This is a genomic window from Lachnoclostridium sp. Marseille-P6806 (assembly GCF_900625025.1).
Lineage (GTDB): Bacteria > Bacillota > Clostridia > Lachnospirales > Lachnospiraceae > CAG-791.
Genome location: NZ_LR130577.1, coordinates 1 through 15,406, shown reverse-complemented (window position 1 = coordinate 15,406; position 15,406 = coordinate 1). Strand labels below are relative to the sequence as shown.

The window sequence follows — 15,406 nt, the reverse complement described above, 5'->3', positions numbered from 1 at the left end:
AAGTGAGAGCGAGCGGGGTACCGCGGCAGGTTTCCTGCCGCAGGTATTTCCGCGCAAGGAGGACCAGAGATGAATCTTTCCAATTTACACCCGGCGGACGGCTCCCGGCACAGCGAATATCGCAGAGGCCGCGGCCATGCGTCCGGAAACGGCAAGACGGCGGGCTTCGGACACAAGGGACAGAAAGCGCGCTCCGGCAGACCGAGAGCCGGCTTTGAGGGCGGCCAGATGCCCCTGTACAGAAGACTTCCGAAGAGGGGCTTCAAGGATATCAACAGCAAGGAGATCATCGGCGTCAACGTGAGCACGCTCGAGAAGAAATTCAATGACGGCGATGTGATCGATACGGCGGCGCTTCTTGCGGCGGGCGCAATCTCCAAAACCGGAGACGGGGTGAAGATCCTCGGGAACGGCGAGCTTACGAAGAAGCTCACGGTCAAGGCAGTCGGTTTCAGCGCGTCGGCGAAGGAGAAGATCGAAGCGGCCGGCGGCACGGCAGAAGTTATCTGACTCAGAGGTATAGCTTATGTTTGACACCGTTAAGAAATCATTTCAGTATAAGGAGATCCGGAACCGGATCCTCTTTACGCTGCTGATGATGGCTGTGATCCGCTTCGGGTCACAGCTGCCGGTGCCCGGGGTAAACAGGGACTACTTCTCGAACTGGTTTGCGGCACAGCAGACCAGCGACGCGTTCAGCCTGTTCGATGCCTTTACCGGCGGTTCGTTCCTTAACATGTCCGTACTGGCGCTGAATATTACCCCGTACATCACAGCCTCCATCATCATCCAGCTCCTGACCATTGCCATTCCGAAGCTGGAAGAGATGCAGCGGGAGGGGGAAGAGGGCAGAAAGCTTCTGATCTCGCTCACCCGCTACATGAACATCGGCCTGTCGCTCATCGAGTCGGCGGCTATGGCGATCGGCTTCGGGCGAAGCGGTCTTCTGGAGGAATACAATGCGGTCAACGTGATCATGGTCATCACCACGCTGACGGCGGGCAGTGCGTTCCTGATGTGGCTCGGTGAGCGCATCACGGAAAAGGGGATCGGAAACGGCATTTCCATTGTGCTGACGATCAATATTATTTCGAGGATCCCCTCCGATGTCGCAACGCTGTTCCGACAGTTCGTGCTCGGACAGAACGTGGCGAGGGCGACGATCGCCACGGCCGTGATTCTCGCGGTGATTGCGGGAATGGTTATTCTGGTTATTCTTCTGAACGGCGCGGAGGTCCATATTCCGATCATGTATTCCGCCAAGTTCAAGAACGGCAAGAGCAGCAGACAGGATCTTCCGATCAAGGTAAATACTGCCGGCGTCATGCCGATCATTTTTGCGGCGTCGATCATGGAATTTCCGGTTATCATTTCCACGCTGGTGGGATACCACGGAACCGGCTGGTGGTCTGAGGCGCTCAAGTACCTGAGCTCCAGCTACTGGTGCAATCCGGCACAGCTGAAATACTCCGTGGGGCTGATCGTCTATATCATTTTGCTTGTGTTCTTTGCCTATTTTTACACCTCCATTTCGTTCAATCCGCTGGAGATCGCGAACAACCTCAAGAAGCAGGGGGCGACGGTGCAGGGAATACGCCCTGGAAAGCCCACGCAGAGCTATCTTGAGAACAAGCTGAAATACATCATTTTCATCGGTGCGGTGGGTCTTACCATCATCGGTATTCTTCCGTTCATCTTCCGTGGTGTGTTCAATGCGAACGTTTCATTCGGCGGAACGAGCCTCATCATTGTCGTCAGCGTTGTGCTGGAGACAATCCGGCAGGTACAGTCGATGACGCAGACGGTCGGATATATGAAGAGCAGGAACCGGAGTCTCCTCGCATAAGAGAGAATCGTTCATATCATGCGGCTGCTCCGGAAAGGGGCAGCCGCATGTGCGCAGAAAGGGGATCAGACGAATGAAGATTGTCATGCTGGGGGCGCCCGGGGCAGGCAAGGGCACACAGGCGAAGATGCTTGCGGACAGGTACGGCATTCCGCATATTTCCACCGGTGATATATTCCGCTACAATATTAAGAACGGCACGGCACTCGGGATGGAGGCCAAGACCTATATGGATCAGGGAAAGCTCGTCCCGGATGAGCTGACCGTCCGGATACTTCTCGACCGCGTGGCGAAAGAGGACTGCAGGGACGGCTATGTTCTTGACGGCTTCCCCCGTACCATCCCGCAGGCGGAGGTGCTTGCCGGGGAGCTTGATAAAATAAGCGACCGCATCGACTTCGCCGTCAATGTGGATGTTCCGGATGAAAATATTGTGCGGCGCATGGGAGGCAGAAGAGCGTGCCTGAGCTGCGGGGCGACCTATCACGTGGAATACGCGAAGCCGGCGGCGGACGGGATCTGCGACCGCTGCGGCGGAGAACTGGTGCTCCGTGACGATGACAGGCCGGAGACGGTGAAGAGCCGCCTTGCCGTCTATCACGAGCAGACACAGCCGCTGATCGACTACTATGAGAAAGCCGGCGTGCTTAGGACCGTGGACGGAACGCAGGATATTCAGGTGGTATTTGACGATATTGTAAGGATTCTGGAGGGCTGAGTTTTGTCAAAGGCAGATGTAATTGAACTGGAAGGAACCGTAGTGGAAAAACTTCCGAATACGCTTTTCCGGGTCGAGCTGGAGAACGGCGCCATTGTACTGGCGCATATCAGCGGGAAGCTCCGCCAGAATTTTATCCGTATTCTCCCGGGCGACAAGGTGACGCTGGAAATGTCCACCTACGATCTGACCAAAGGGAGGATTGTCTGGAGATCCAAGTAATTTGTTCTTGAATCCTGCATTTCTATATGGTAATATTATGTGCGGCTCTCTGCGAGCCGTGCACTTTATTTTTTGCTGCAAAAAATAGAGAGAGTTGTTCAGCGGTGCTGAACAGGTGCAAATTCAGGAAGAAGGAGGATAAGGAGAATGAAGGTCAGAGCATCCGTCAAACCGATGTGCGAAAAGTGCAAAGTCGTAAAGCGCAAAGGCATTATTCGCGTGATCTGCGAGAATCCGAAGCATAAGCAGAGACAGGGTTGAGCCATTCATGACTCTTTATCATAGAATACTGCGGCCGCAGGCGCTTTTGCGGAGCCTGCCGCCATGCATTACTCTTTGATACCTTGCAGAGCATCTTGCAACGGACAGACCGGAACGCTGCATTCGGGCGGGATCTGCTTTATGAGAAACGGATCCGGCATCCGGGACGGGCGAAATTCCGGTTGGGCGCAAAGCGGCAGGCTTAAAAGGCCGGAGGCCGCTTAGGACGAATCACAGCTTCGTCCTGCCTCAATCAATCAGTAAACAGTGAAAGCAGGACACACCGGCGCTTTCACGCCAGTGCTCCGGACAGAGACGGCGGCTCGGCCGCCGCGGGGCACATGAGCAAACAATGGAGGATAATCAGAAATGGCTCGTATCGCAGGTGTAGATTTACCCAGAGACAAGCGCGTAGAGATCGGCCTTACCTATATTTACGGCATCGGACGCGCGTCCGCAACGGAGATCGTGAACAAGGCGGGCGTGAACGCGGATACCCGCTGCCGTGATCTCACGGACGACGAGGTCAGAAAGCTCAGCGAAGTCATCGCGGAGGAGTATACCGTCGAGGGCGATCTTCGCCGTCAGGTCGCGATGGACATCAAGCGCCTTACGGAGATCGGCTGCTACCGGGGAACCCGCCACAGGAAAGGGCTTCCCTGCCGCGGTCAGAAGACCAAGACCAACGCGAGAACCCGCAAGGGCCCGAAGAAGACTATTGCGAATAAGAAGAAGTGACGTTGAACCGCGCGGCTGCGCGGCGAGTTGATTCCACATTCCCGGTAAAACGGGAAAGAAAGAGAGTTTATCCATGGCAAAACAGATGAGCGCGGCGGCAAAGAAGGCTGCTGCCAAGAAGCGTGTCAGAAAGAATGTGGAGCGCGGACAGGCACATATCCAGAGCTCTTTCAACAATACGATTGTTACGCTGACCGATACGCAGGGCAATACCTTGAGCTGGGCAAGCGCGGGAGGACTGGGCTTCAAGGGCTCCAGAAAGTCTACTCCCTATGCGGCGCAGATGGCCACCGAGACGGCGGTCAGGGCGGCGCAGGTTCACGGACTCAAGGCCGTTGATGTTTTCGTCAAGGGCCCGGGTTCGGGAAGAGAGGCGGCGATCCGTTCTCTGAACGCAAACGGCCTCGCTGTTCTTTCCATCACGGATGTGACGCCGGTCCCGCACAACGGCTGCCGTCCTCCGAAGAAGAGAAGAGTATAACTGACCTGTTCACCAGTGGGAGGAAGGCCGGACGGCTGTAAACCACATATCGGGAGAAACTCCCGACAGAAAGGAGCCATATCATGGCAGTCAATAAGGTACCGGTATTAAAGAGATGCAGATCCCTTGATCTGGAGCCTGGATTTCTGGGCTATGACAAGAAGTCCCGCAGAACACTGAACAGACGCAGCCGCAAGATGTCCGAGTACGGACAGCAGCTCCGCGAGAAGCAGAAAGCGAAGTTCATCTACGGCGTTCTGGAGAAGCCTTTCCGCAACTATTATGAGAAAGCGGACCGCATGAAGGGCATGACCGGCGAGAATCTGATGATCATGCTGGAGAGCCGTCTTGACAATGTTGTGTTCCGCATGGGCTTTGCCCGCACAAGAAGAGAGGCCAGACAGGTCGTTGGACACAAGCATGTTCTTGTCAACGGCAAGTGCATCAATATCCCCTCCTATCTCATCAAGGCCGGCGATGTCGTCGAGGTGAGAGAGAAGTCCAAATCCATGCAGAGATTCAAGGATATCGCCGAAATCACCGCGGCGAGACTGACCCCCGAGTGGGTGGATGTGGATAAGGAAGCGATGAAGGGCACAGTCAGCGCGCTTCCCCGCAGAGAGCAGATCGATGTTCCTGTCGATGAGATGATGATCGTCGAGCTTTACTCCAAGTAACTGAAAGAATCGGCGCGGGCGCGTCGCCGTTTCCGGCAAAGAATCCATGGGGATTGTTCGCCGGACGGCGGACGCGCCGCGGCGCTGTACGGCAGTTGCTGATGTGTATGGCAAGATGACATGGAGGATTATAACGTGTTTGATTTTGAGAGACCGAACATTACTGTGGAAGAGATCTCCGATGACAGGAAGCACGGCCGCTTTGTAGTGGAGCCGCTCGAGAGAGGCTACGGCATCACTCTGGGAAATTCCCTCCGGAGGATCATGCTTTCCTCCCTCCCGGGAGCCGCTGTCAGCCAGATCAAGATCGACGGTGTTCAGCACGAGTTCTCCACCATTCCCGGCGTCAAGGAGGATGTGACGGAAATCGTCATGAACATCAAGAGCCTTGCGATCCGCAATGTGAGTGAGACGAACGAGCCCAAAACCGCATACATCGAGTATGAGGGAGAGGGCGTTGTCCGTGCGTCGGATATTCAGTGCGATCAGGATATCACGATCATGAACCCCGATCAGGTCATTGCGACGCTGAGCGGAAAGAAAGCCAAGCTCTTCATCGAGCTGACGATCACCAGAGGCAGAGGCTATGTAAGCTCTGATAAGAACAAGACAGAAGAGACCAAGATCGGCGTGATTCCGGTCGATTCCATCTATACTCCCGTCGAGCGCGTCAACTGCACGGTCGCCAACACCCGTGTCGGCCAGCAGACGGACTTTGACAAGCTCACGCTGGATGTATATACCAACGGCACGCTGACACCGGACGAGGCGGTCAGTCTTGCGGCCAAGGTGCTCAGCGAGCATCTGTCCATTTTCATCGACCTGAGCGAGAATGCGCAGGAGGCCGTCGTAATGAGCCAGCCTGCGGATGATTCCGCGACCAAGGTCATGGAGATGAGCATCGACGAGCTGGAGCTTTCCGTCCGCTCTTACAACTGCCTGAAGAGAGCCGGCATCAACACGGTCGAGGAGCTCTGCAACAAGACGCCCGACGAAATGATGAAAGTCCGGAATCTGGGCAGAAAGTCTCTGGAGGAGGTTTTGGCGAAGCTTAAGGAGCTCGGACTTCAGCTCCGGGGCGGCGAAGAGCTGCAGTAAATCATGCGGATAAATACTGCCGCGCTTCTGCAGAGGCAGGAGCCGGCAGAGCTTCCGTTCCGGTAAGACCGACGAGCGCGGAGCGGGATTCACAGTTCACACTCCCGGCTGGTAAAATCCGAAGAGTGCGGTCGGGAGGCTGCGTTAAGGAAAGGATGAACACAAAATGGCAATGTACAGAAAACTCGGCAAGAAGACCAAGCTCAGAAAGGCGCTGCTCCGCAATCAGGTCACGCAGCTTGTCTATAAGGGCAAGATTGTGACGACGGAGGCACGCGCCAAGGAGATTCAGAAGATCGTCGAGCCGATGATCACGCTGGCGGCCAAGGAAAAGGACAACTACGACACCGTGACCGTGCAGGTTAAGCAGGCGAAGAAAGATAAGGACGGCAAGCGCCTCAAAGAGGAAAAGGACGGCAAAAAGGTTTCGGTTTACGAGACCGTCGACAAGCAGATTCGCAAGGATCAGCCGAGCCGTCTCCACGCAAGACGCCAGCTCATGAAGTTCCTTTATCCTGTCGTCGAGGTTCCTGCGGAGGGCAAGAACCGCAGGAAGAACACCAAGGAAGTAGACCTTGTGGCAAAGCTCTTTGATGAGTACGGCGCGAAATATGCCGACCGCAAGGGCGGCTACACCAGAGCCATCAAAATCGGCCAGAGAAAAGGCGATGCAGCCATGATGGTTGTGCTGGAATTTGTCTAAACCATAAGCCATGCCGCTCCACCAACAAAAGCATCCCCGCTGCACGCTCCTGTGCAGGCGGGGATGCTTTTGTTGGTGGAGCGATACGGCGAAGGCCGTCAGCGCGGCGCCGCGAAACGGCAAAGCGCTGGGCATGGCGTACTTCGTGCGCCGCGCGCTGTGCCGTCTCTCTTGTGTCCCCGCTTTTTTTGGTGTACTCTGTAACGAGCAGTTAACCGCGCACAGGACTTCGGATAACAATGATCTTAACGAAAGGCCTGATCCACAACTACACAAAGAAAGACGACGAGGGGAATACTCTCTCCGTCATCCGGGCGCTGGACGGCGTTGACATTGAGGTGAAAGCGGGGGAGTTTGTCGCGATTCTCGGGCACAACGGCTCCGGCAAATCCACGCTGGCAAAGCATATCAACGCGCTGCTTTATCCCTCCGGGGGCGAGGTGTGGGTCGATGGCATGAATACGGAGGATGCGGAGAAGCTCTGGGAAATTCGACAGAGAGCAGGGATGATCTTCCAGAATCCGGACAATCAGATCATCGGTCAGATTGTGGAGGAGGATGTGGGCTTCGGACCGGAGAATCTCGGCGTTCCGACGCAGGAGATCCGGGAACGCGTGGACGAGAGCCTGAAAGCGGTGGGCATGCTGGAGTACCGCGAGAAATCGCCGAATCGCCTCTCCGGGGGGCAGAAGCAGCGGGTTTCCATTGCCGGTGTGATCGCCATGCACCCGGGCTGTATCATCATGGACGAGCCGACGGCGATGCTCGATCCGAGCGGGCGCAAGGAGGTCATCCGCGCAGCGCGGGCTCTCAACGACGTGGAGCGGATCACCATTCTTCTGATCACGCATTACATGGAAGAGGTGATCTATGCGAGCCGCGTGATCGTCATGGACGGCGGCCGGATCGCCATGCAGGGAACTCCGCGGGAGGTGTTTTCTCATGTGGAGAAGCTCAAGGCGCTGCATCTCGATGTCCCGGCGGCGACAGAGCTGGCATATATTCTGAAAAAAAACGGTCTGGCGCTTCCGGATGGGATACTCACAAAGGAAGAACTGGCCGCAGCGCTGAAACCATATTTTTCCGCATCCGGACAGGAGAGCGAACAGGGGGAGCATGTCAATCCGGGCAGAGAATGTTAATTACATATATGATGAGGGCTCCGCAATGGCTTCGCCGGCGGTACACGGGCTTTCCGCGGAGCTTGCGGACGGACAATTCATCGGCCTGATCGGCCATACCGGCTCCGGCAAATCGACTTTTGTGCAGCTTCTGAACGGCCTGCTTCGGCCCTCATCGGGACGCATCCTATATAACAGCGAGGATGTCTGGGGGCAGAAGTATGACCGGAAAAAGCTCCGCGCCGAGGTCGGACTGGTATTCCAGTATCCCGAGCATCAGTTGTTTGAGGCGGATGTGCTGACGGATGTATGCTTCGGTCCGAGGAACATGGGTCTTTCGGCAGAGGAACAGAAAGAGAGGGCGCTGGCGGCGCTCCGGCAGGTGAAGCTGGACGAGAGCTGCTATGCGATGTCTCCCTTTGAGCTTTCCGGCGGACAGAAGCGCCGCGCAGCCATCGCAGGCGTTCTGGCCATGCAGCCGAAAGTGCTGATTCTTGATGAACCGACGGCGGGACTGGATCCCAGAGGAAGAGATGAAATCTATGATCTGATCTCCGGAATGCACAGGGAGCTTGGAATCACGATTCTTCTGGTTTCGCACAGCATGGATGATGTGGCGAAATATATGGATCGGATTCTTGTTATGAACGGCGGAGTGATTGCCTGCGACGGAACGCCGAAAGAGGTCTTTTCCCGTGTTCGGGAGCTGGAGGAGATGGGGCTTGCCGCGCCGCAGATCAGCTATATTATGAGACATCTGCAGGAGCAGGGGATTCCGGTGCGAACGGACGCTCTGACGGTGGAGGAGGCTGCCCGGGAAATTCTCCGGAGGCTGCCGGGAAAAAGAGACACTGCCGCGGAGCGGTGAGCTGCCGCGGAGCCGATTGCAGCGCTTCCGCAGACAATAAGAGAAATAAAGAAGCTCCGGCGAGGACGGGAGAGAACGTCTTCGACCGGAATCATTTTGCGGGGAGTTTATGTTCAGGGAAATCACGCTGGGACAATATTATCAGACAGATTCGCTGCTGCACCGGCTTGATCCCCGGGTCAAGGTGGCCGGTGTTTTTTTCTATATCATTTCCCTGTTTCTGATCGATCGTTTTGCAGGGTATCTGGCGGCGGGCGCGTTTCTTTTTGCCGCGGTGGCGCTGTCGAGAGTTCCGTTCCGCTACATTCTGAACGGGATGCGCCCGGTGCTGTTTCTGCTTTCGATCACGGTTCTGTTCAACCTGTTCCTGACGCCGGGCGAGCATGTGCTCTGGCGCTTCTGGCGGCTGCAGCTCACCATGGAGGGGGGCCGTTTTGCTCTGAAGATGGCGTTTCGCCTGATTTTTCTTATCACGGCGTCGACGCTCATGACGCTCACGACAACGCCGAATCAGATGACGGACGCGCTGGAAAAGCTGCTCCGTCCGCTCCGGCGACTTCATGTTCCGGTGCACGAGATCGCCATGATGATGTCGATCGCTCTGCGTTTTATTCCGATTCTGACAGAGGAACTGGACAAAATACAAAAGGCGCAGATGGCGCGCGGAGCGGACTTTGAGAGCGGGGGACTTCTTGCCCGCGTGCGGGCGATGGTTCCTCTGCTGGTGCCGCTGTTTATCGCGGCGTTCCGCCGCGCAAACGATCTCGCGATGGCGATGGAGGCGCGCTGCTACCGCGGGGGAGAGGGGCGTACCCGGATGAAGCCGCTCAGATATCAGCGGCGGGACGGTGTCGCCTACCTTGTGCTGATCCTTTATTTTGCTGCGGCCGCGGCGACGCGGGCGGTCCCTTTTTGAGAGGAGTAAAGCGCAATGTCAAGACGCATCATGCTGACCGTCGCCTATGACGGAACGGAATATGCCGGATTTCAGCGCCAGAAGCAGGATCCCCGGACCATTGAGGGCGCGCTTGACCGGGCGCTCTGCGAGCTTACGGATGAGACGATCGAGGTGATCGGCGCGAGCCGCACGGACGCGGGGGTTCATGCGCTCTGCAACATTGCGGTATTTGACACCGAGTCCCACATTCCTCCGGAGAAATTTGCCCTGGCGGTGAACCGTTTTCTGCCGCCCTCGATCCGCGTGCGGCGCTCCTGTGAGGTTCGCGCGGATTTTCATCCCCGCCGGTGCGGTACGGTCAAAACCTATGAATATACGATATATAATGCCGATTTTCCCAACCCTGTGCGGCGGCTCTATACGTATTACAGTTACAGCCGCTTTGACGTCGGGAGCATGCAGAGAGCGGCGCAGTATCTTGTCGGGACACACGATTTTGCGAGCTTCTGCAGTATTTATTCACAGGCGGAAACAACGGTGCGCACGATTCTTTCGGCGGAGGTTCTGCCGACATCGGAGTGCATGCCGCGGGAAATCGTGATCCGCATCAGGGGAACCGGCTTTCTCTACAATATGGTCCGCATCATCGCAGGCACGCTGATGGAAGTCGGCCGGGGACGCCTTGCGCCGGAGGAGATGCCCGCCATTCTGGAGGCGAAAGAACGGCGGCGGGCAGGGCCCACGGCGCCGCCCAAGGGACTTGTTCTTGCGGATTTTCTCTTTACGGAGGGGGATCCTGCGCTCCGTTCGCGGAATGAAACAGAGACGAAAACTTTGTTTGACAATACCGGAAGAACCAGCTTATAATATTTTGGTGCGACGGCAGAACATCAGTCGGAGTATGCCTACTCCGGCGCACAGACTCCCCGGTTTTGTGAAGATGAACGCTGCCCCTGCGAATCGCATACCGATAGTCTGGAACGATTCTATATGGAGGAAATACGATGAAAACATATATGCCCAGCGAGTCATCCATCGAGAGAAAGTGGTATGTCGTCGATGCAACCGGAATGACGCTCGGCCGCCTTGCTTCGGAAGTGGCGAAAGTTCTCCGCGGCAAGAATAAGCCCACCTATACCCCTTTTCTTGACTGCGGCGACAACGTGATCGTCCTCAACGCGGGCAAGATCAAGGTCACCGGAAAGAAGATGGAGCAGAAGATTTACTTCAGACATACTGATTATGTCGGCAACGCGTCCTACACCTCTCTTCGCGAGATGCTGGAGAAAAAGCCCGTCCGTGTCATTGAGCACGCAGTGCACGGCATGCTTCCTCAGGGTCCCCTCGGCAGACAGATGTTCAAGAAGCTCTATGTCTATGAGGGCAGCGAGCATAATCATGCCGCGCAGAAGCCCGAAGAACTGAAGTTTTGATCGGATAAAGGAGAGAAATCATGGCTAAAGCAGCAGTTACCTATTACGGAACCGGCAGAAGAAAATCCTCTGTTGCCAGAGTGTTCATGACTTCCGGAAAGGGCGAGATCACGGTCAACGGCAGATCTCTGGATGATTATTTCGGGCTTGAAACGCTCAAGACCATTGTCAGACAGCCTCTGGCGGCGACGCAGACGGCGGATCAGTATGATATTAAGGTTACGGTCAAGGGCGGCGGCACGACCGGTCAGGCGGGCGCTGTCCGCCACGGAATTGCCCGCGCTCTTCTCGAGGCGGATTCGGAGACGTACAGACCGATCCTCAAGAAAGCCGGCTTCCTTACGAGAGATCCTCGTATGAAGGAAAGAAAGAAATACGGTCTCAAGGCCGCACGTCGCGCACCGCAGTTCAGCAAGCGCTGATCACGAGTCGAAAACACTCAGAAAAGCCCGGAATACAAGGTTTCCGGGCTTTCTCTTTACCCAAAACTTTTTGATTTGTTTTCGCAGATTCTGACGTAATCTGACCGGAAAATAGTAGTTAATACTGAGGGAACCGGCCTTTTGCGGGCCACTGTAGTTAAATTTTGAGGGGATTTTTTGAAATGAGAGAGCGTAAGAAGTGCATTTGACCTCATTTTTCAGCCCTCGGAGCCTGAGCCAAAAGACTGGTTCAGATGACTACGATCTCAGATATCCGGGGTGTTCAGACCGACTGACAGAATCTGACCGAATCTGATCATTCTAATCCTGTTCTATACTCATTTGAGACGCTCAGCAGAAAGTTCTTCCTGCCGGGCGTCTGTGACTTCCCAGAAGAAAAGCCTCCCATACATAGCCCGGTTGCTGTTGCTGTACTGAAACGGTAACTGGGCTTTTTTCATTTCTGCAGGCTCTGCAGAACCATCATGAAAAAGGAGGATTATTCGATGGCAAAAGAAACAATCGTGATCGATGGCGTGCGTTACTACGCTGACCGTCCTACAAGCTGTAGAGGCTGTTTCTTCTGGAAGAACCGGAAAGCCGGATGCTCTCTCAAGAAGGAGAACTGCTACTACCTGGCCGAGTCTTCGAAAAAGAAATCGCCCTGTGACAGCTGCTACTACCATCCGGAGTTCAAGTACAGGAAATGCCTGTTTGCGACGTGTCCCTACGGCAAGCCGGAAAAGGAATACTTCCGGCAGAAGCCGCTTCCGATGGACGAGTTCCCCTGCCGGGAGGTGGTGATAGGAGTGCTTGACTATATCCACAGCGCCGAAGCCGAGCAGTTCGCTTTCTTCCGGGTTCCGAAGCTCCTCATCCAGCATGAAGCCTTCCAAAGGATCTCTGCGGAAGCCAAGCTGATGTACAGCATCCTGTTTGACCGGACAGAACTCTCAAACAAGAACGGCTGACGGGATGATCAGGATCGCGTCTATATCGTCTGTACCATCGCTGAGATCATGGAGAGCATGAACTGCGGCAACAAGAAAGCCGTTCAGCTTCTGGATGAGCTGGAAAGCAAGGCCGGACTGATCGAACGAAAGCGCCAAGGCCTCGGAAAGCCCAACCTGATCTATGTGAAAAGCTTCTACCGGACTGTGGATAACTCTGGGAAAGACATTTCTTGAAGTGTCAAAACGACACTTCTGGAATCTTCTGGGCCGAACCTATGAATACTGCATCGCACAATTTGCCGAAGTTGAAGGCAAAGGCGGCGGCGAATTCTATACGCCTGCCAGCGTCGTAAAAACTCTCGTCTCGATCCTGAAACCGTTCTCGAATTGCCGTGTTTACGATCCATGCTGCGGGTTTCGTGTCATAATAATGACAGAGGCAAATAGTTCAGTAAAATCAAAGGTTTTGAAGCTTCTACCAAAGTTAAAAACTGAAGAAACTGATGGTTTATGTGTTGCTTAGAGTCATTATCCATAAAAATAATGGTTGTAAGCAGCACATAAGCGAAAGAGAAAAAGAGGTAGTGTATGCGATGGATATTAAAAATTATCTTATTTCCGATTAGTCTTGTCTTATCAATTTTGATAGCTTTCTTGACATTCTTGCTTGGTATTGGAACAGCATTACTGTATATCGTTATGGTGTTCTGCGTATTTGGAGCATTAGCTTCTTTTATTCAAGGAGAAGTCGGAATAGGTATATCGGGCTTGGTCATTGGTTTTTTATTTAGTCCTTATGGGCTTCCGATGATAGGAGCGACTGTGATAGCATTTATTGAATTGATAAATGAGAAGATTAAAGCGTTGTAGGAAAATAGATATTTTATGAGGAGGCGAGGCAACTTGAAAGAATATATTGCGAGTTTAGAAAAAGAATTTTCTTTGATAGAAAATGGTTTCAAAGAGGAAGAGAAAAGAGCGTTAACCGATTATAAATCTAATGATAATGAATATGCTAAGAATTTGGCATTTTTAGCATATAAATCTGTTACTTATCAAGTAAGGATGTACGGTGTATTTCTTTTTGGATATTTATCAGAACAAGATGATATTTTAGCATTTATGAGAGATGAAGTTTCCAAAGATGATAATTGGAGAGTTCAGGAAGTGTTGGCAAAGGCATTTGATGAATTCTGCAAGAAAAAAGGATATGAAAAAGCACTTCCAATAATTGATGAATGGTTAAAAAACAATAATCCTAATACAAGGAGAGCTGTTACGGAGGGACTAAGAATATGGACAAGTAGACCATATTTCAAGGAAAATCCGAATGAAGCTATTGAAAGGATTGCCAACTTAAAAGAAGATGCAAGCGAATATGTGAGAAAATCAGTTGGAAATGCTTTAAGGGATATTAGTAAGAAATTCCCGGAGTTGATTAAAATTGAGCTTGATAGCTGGAAATTAGAAAGTAAAGAGATAAAACAAGTTTACAAGTTGGCAAGTAAATTGATTGTATGACAAATAAGAATTCATAGGAGGTAACGATGAACAAGATTACTTGTATTTGTTTAGGTGTGAAAGATATGGAAAGGTCAATAAAGTTTTATAGAGATGGTTTAGGATATAAGACTGATTGCAGAGAAAATAATCCGTCAGTATGCTTTTTTGATACTCCGGGAACAAAGTTTGAACTATTTCCTTTGGAACAATTAGCAAAAGATATTGATGAAAATAATCCACCAAAAGGGAATGGATTTTCAGGAATTACATTAGCCTACAATGTTGAACATAAAGAAGATGTAGAGACTGTAATTGCATTAGTAAGAAAAGCAGGTGGAAAAATTGTAAAAGAGCCACAGGAAGTTTTTTGGGGTGGATATCACGCATATTTTTCGGATTTAGATGGATACTATTGGGAAGTTTCATGGGGACCAAATTTTCAATTTGATGAAAATGGATTGTTGAAATTTTGAGGATAAATAGGGGAAGAGTATGGCTTCAAGTAAAGAATATTTAGATTTTATTTTAGAACAACTATCCGATTTGGAAGAAATATCATATAGGTCAATGATGGGTGAATATATAATTTATTATCGTGGAAAAATTGTTGGTGGAATTTATGATGATAGATTTTTAGTTAAGCCTGTTAAATCTGCAATAGCATATATGCCAAATGCAAAGTATGAGTTACCCTATGATGGAGCAAAGGAAATGCTGTTGGTAGATGATGTTGACAATAAAGATTTTTTAACTGGTTTATTCAATTCAATGTATGATGAATTACCTGTATCCAAACCAAAGAAAAAGAAATAATAAAATTTGAAGTTGGTGGTGTGATTGATGGAAGTAATCGAGGTTATTGAAAATAAAAAAGCTTATATTGAGTTACTGTTATTGGCAGATGAACAGGAAGATATGATAGATCGTTATCTTGATAAAGGTAAAATGTATCTGCTTGATGATAATGGTATCAAATGTGAGTGTGTCGTAACTAATGAGGGAAATGGTGTACTTGAAATTAAAAACATTGCAACATTTTCGGAATATCAAGGCAAAGGTTATGCGAAATTTTTGATTGACTTTATTGCTAAGAAATACAAAGGAAAATACAACATTTTGCAAGTTGGGACAGGTGATGTTCCGATGTCAATTTCATTTTATGAAAAATGTGGTTTTGTTCGTTCTCATATCATACCAAATTTTTTTACTGACAATTATGCTAACCCAATATATGAGAATGGAGTACAATTAGTGGATATGGTGTATTTGAAAAGAGCGTTATAAATCAATTTTAAAGTTGTGGAGAAAAATAATAATGTTGAGATTAAAACCTTATAACACTGTAACCTCAAATTTTACGTAATAGGTCGACTCCGAGCGTGTCCAGCACGTTCTTTGTCTTCTTCTGGATTGCGGAAACTTTGATTCCCTGTTTGTCTCCGTTGTCCACACGGTAGATGTTCT

23 protein-coding genes and 1 pseudogene are annotated in these 15,406 nt (G+C 51.6%); all 24 read left to right on the top strand.

Going from position 1 to position 15,406, the window contains the following annotated elements; translation table 11 throughout:
• Nucleotides 1-69: 69 nt before the first annotated feature.
• The 24 genes and pseudogenes from rplO to E0E20_RS05480 all read left to right on the top strand — a co-directional run bounded on the left by rplO (nucleotide 70) and on the right by E0E20_RS05480 (nucleotide 15,226).
• The gene (gene rplO, locus E0E20_RS05590) at nucleotides 70-510 is read left to right on the top strand and encodes a 50S ribosomal protein L15 (RefSeq protein WP_130837235.1); all 441 of its coding nucleotides are present in this window, start codon (nucleotides 70-72) and stop codon (nucleotides 508-510) included.
• A 16-nt stretch (nucleotides 511-526) separates the two neighbouring features.
• Nucleotides 527-1,846 (top strand): preprotein translocase subunit SecY, encoded by a 1,320-nt coding sequence (secY, locus tag E0E20_RS05585; protein WP_130837234.1) that lies wholly within the window; start codon nucleotides 527-529, stop codon nucleotides 1,844-1,846.
• A gap of 73 nt (nucleotides 1,847-1,919) precedes the next feature.
• On the top strand, nucleotides 1,920-2,564 hold the full coding sequence (locus tag E0E20_RS05580) for an adenylate kinase (protein WP_130837233.1): 645 nt from the start codon (nucleotides 1,920-1,922) through the stop codon (nucleotides 2,562-2,564).
• A 3-nt stretch (nucleotides 2,565-2,567) separates the two neighbouring features.
• A complete protein-coding gene (gene infA, locus E0E20_RS05575; RefSeq protein WP_130837232.1) occupies nucleotides 2,568-2,786 on the top strand; it encodes a translation initiation factor IF-1 in 219 nt (72 codons plus the stop codon).
• 147 nt (nucleotides 2,787-2,933) lie between these two features.
• A complete protein-coding gene (rpmJ, locus tag E0E20_RS05570) occupies nucleotides 2,934-3,047 on the top strand; it encodes a 50S ribosomal protein L36 (RefSeq protein WP_130837231.1) in 114 nt (37 codons plus the stop codon).
• A 369-nt stretch (nucleotides 3,048-3,416) separates the two neighbouring features.
• Nucleotides 3,417-3,785: a 30S ribosomal protein S13 gene (gene rpsM / locus E0E20_RS05565; protein WP_130837230.1), complete on the top strand. Its 369-nt coding sequence runs from the start codon at nucleotides 3,417-3,419 to the stop codon at nucleotides 3,783-3,785.
• Between the two features lie 73 nt (nucleotides 3,786-3,858).
• Nucleotides 3,859-4,266 (top strand): 30S ribosomal protein S11, encoded by a 408-nt coding sequence (gene rpsK / locus E0E20_RS05560; RefSeq protein WP_130837229.1) that lies wholly within the window; start codon nucleotides 3,859-3,861, stop codon nucleotides 4,264-4,266.
• Between the two features lie 83 nt (nucleotides 4,267-4,349).
• On the top strand, nucleotides 4,350-4,943 hold the full coding sequence (gene rpsD / locus E0E20_RS05555; RefSeq protein WP_130837228.1) for a 30S ribosomal protein S4: 594 nt from the start codon (nucleotides 4,350-4,352) through the stop codon (nucleotides 4,941-4,943).
• Between the two features lie 135 nt (nucleotides 4,944-5,078).
• The gene (locus tag E0E20_RS05550) at nucleotides 5,079-6,041 is read left to right on the top strand and encodes a DNA-directed RNA polymerase subunit alpha (protein ID WP_130837227.1); all 963 of its coding nucleotides are present in this window, start codon (nucleotides 5,079-5,081) and stop codon (nucleotides 6,039-6,041) included.
• Nucleotides 6,042-6,207: 166 nt separating this feature from the next.
• Nucleotides 6,208-6,744, top strand: coding sequence for a bL17 family ribosomal protein (locus tag E0E20_RS05545; protein WP_130837226.1), 537 nt, complete (start codon nucleotides 6,208-6,210; stop codon nucleotides 6,742-6,744).
• A gap of 239 nt (nucleotides 6,745-6,983) precedes the next feature.
• Complete coding sequence (locus E0E20_RS05540) at nucleotides 6,984-7,886, top strand: energy-coupling factor transporter ATPase (RefSeq protein ID WP_130837225.1); 903 nt, start codon at nucleotides 6,984-6,986, stop codon at nucleotides 7,884-7,886.
• Nucleotides 7,861-8,733, top strand: a complete 873-nt coding sequence (locus E0E20_RS05535) for an energy-coupling factor transporter ATPase (RefSeq protein ID WP_130837224.1) — start codon at nucleotides 7,861-7,863, stop codon at nucleotides 8,731-8,733. Before E0E20_RS05540 ends, E0E20_RS05535 begins: the two co-directional genes overlap by 26 nt.
• Before the next feature lie 109 nt (nucleotides 8,734-8,842).
• Nucleotides 8,843-9,649: an energy-coupling factor transporter transmembrane component T family protein gene (locus E0E20_RS05530; RefSeq protein ID WP_130837223.1), complete on the top strand. Its 807-nt coding sequence runs from the start codon at nucleotides 8,843-8,845 to the stop codon at nucleotides 9,647-9,649.
• Nucleotides 9,650-9,664: 15 nt separating this feature from the next.
• The gene (gene truA / locus E0E20_RS05525; protein WP_130837222.1) at nucleotides 9,665-10,498 is read left to right on the top strand and encodes a tRNA pseudouridine(38-40) synthase TruA; all 834 of its coding nucleotides are present in this window, start codon (nucleotides 9,665-9,667) and stop codon (nucleotides 10,496-10,498) included.
• A gap of 137 nt (nucleotides 10,499-10,635) precedes the next feature.
• Nucleotides 10,636-11,064 carry a 50S ribosomal protein L13 gene (gene rplM / locus E0E20_RS05520; protein WP_130837221.1) on the top strand — a complete coding sequence of 143 codons (429 nt, stop codon included), beginning with the start codon at nucleotides 10,636-10,638 and terminating at the stop codon, nucleotides 11,062-11,064.
• Between the two features lie 20 nt (nucleotides 11,065-11,084).
• Complete coding sequence (gene rpsI / locus E0E20_RS05515) at nucleotides 11,085-11,486, top strand: 30S ribosomal protein S9 (RefSeq protein ID WP_130837220.1); 402 nt, start codon at nucleotides 11,085-11,087, stop codon at nucleotides 11,484-11,486.
• 506 nt (nucleotides 11,487-11,992) lie between these two features.
• On the top strand, nucleotides 11,993-12,457 hold the full coding sequence (locus tag E0E20_RS14145) for a replication initiator protein A (RefSeq protein ID WP_242622674.1): 465 nt from the start codon (nucleotides 11,993-11,995) through the stop codon (nucleotides 12,455-12,457).
• Between the two features lie 57 nt (nucleotides 12,458-12,514).
• Nucleotides 12,515-12,673 (top strand): hypothetical protein, encoded by a 159-nt coding sequence (locus E0E20_RS14140; protein ID WP_242622673.1) that lies wholly within the window; start codon nucleotides 12,515-12,517, stop codon nucleotides 12,671-12,673.
• Between the two features lie 22 nt (nucleotides 12,674-12,695).
• Nucleotides 12,696-12,962 (top strand): annotated as a pseudogene (locus tag E0E20_RS14015) (N-6 DNA methylase); the annotation flags it as partial.
• Between the two features lie 65 nt (nucleotides 12,963-13,027).
• The gene (locus tag E0E20_RS05500; RefSeq protein ID WP_009529863.1) at nucleotides 13,028-13,309 is read left to right on the top strand and encodes a CD1845 family protein; all 282 of its coding nucleotides are present in this window, start codon (nucleotides 13,028-13,030) and stop codon (nucleotides 13,307-13,309) included.
• A 33-nt stretch (nucleotides 13,310-13,342) separates the two neighbouring features.
• Entirely contained in the window at nucleotides 13,343-13,960 is a 618-nt protein-coding gene (locus tag E0E20_RS05495) for a DNA alkylation repair protein (protein ID WP_130837219.1), read from the top strand.
• A gap of 26 nt (nucleotides 13,961-13,986) precedes the next feature.
• Complete coding sequence (locus tag E0E20_RS05490; RefSeq protein WP_001033924.1) at nucleotides 13,987-14,415, top strand: VOC family protein; 429 nt, start codon at nucleotides 13,987-13,989, stop codon at nucleotides 14,413-14,415.
• Between the two features lie 19 nt (nucleotides 14,416-14,434).
• A complete protein-coding gene (locus E0E20_RS05485; protein ID WP_130837218.1) occupies nucleotides 14,435-14,755 on the top strand; it encodes a TfoX/Sxy family protein in 321 nt (106 codons plus the stop codon).
• A 27-nt stretch (nucleotides 14,756-14,782) separates the two neighbouring features.
• Nucleotides 14,783-15,226, top strand: coding sequence for a GNAT family N-acetyltransferase (locus tag E0E20_RS05480; protein WP_207302833.1), 444 nt, complete (start codon nucleotides 14,783-14,785; stop codon nucleotides 15,224-15,226).
• The last annotated feature ends 180 nt before the right edge of the window (nucleotides 15,227-15,406 follow it).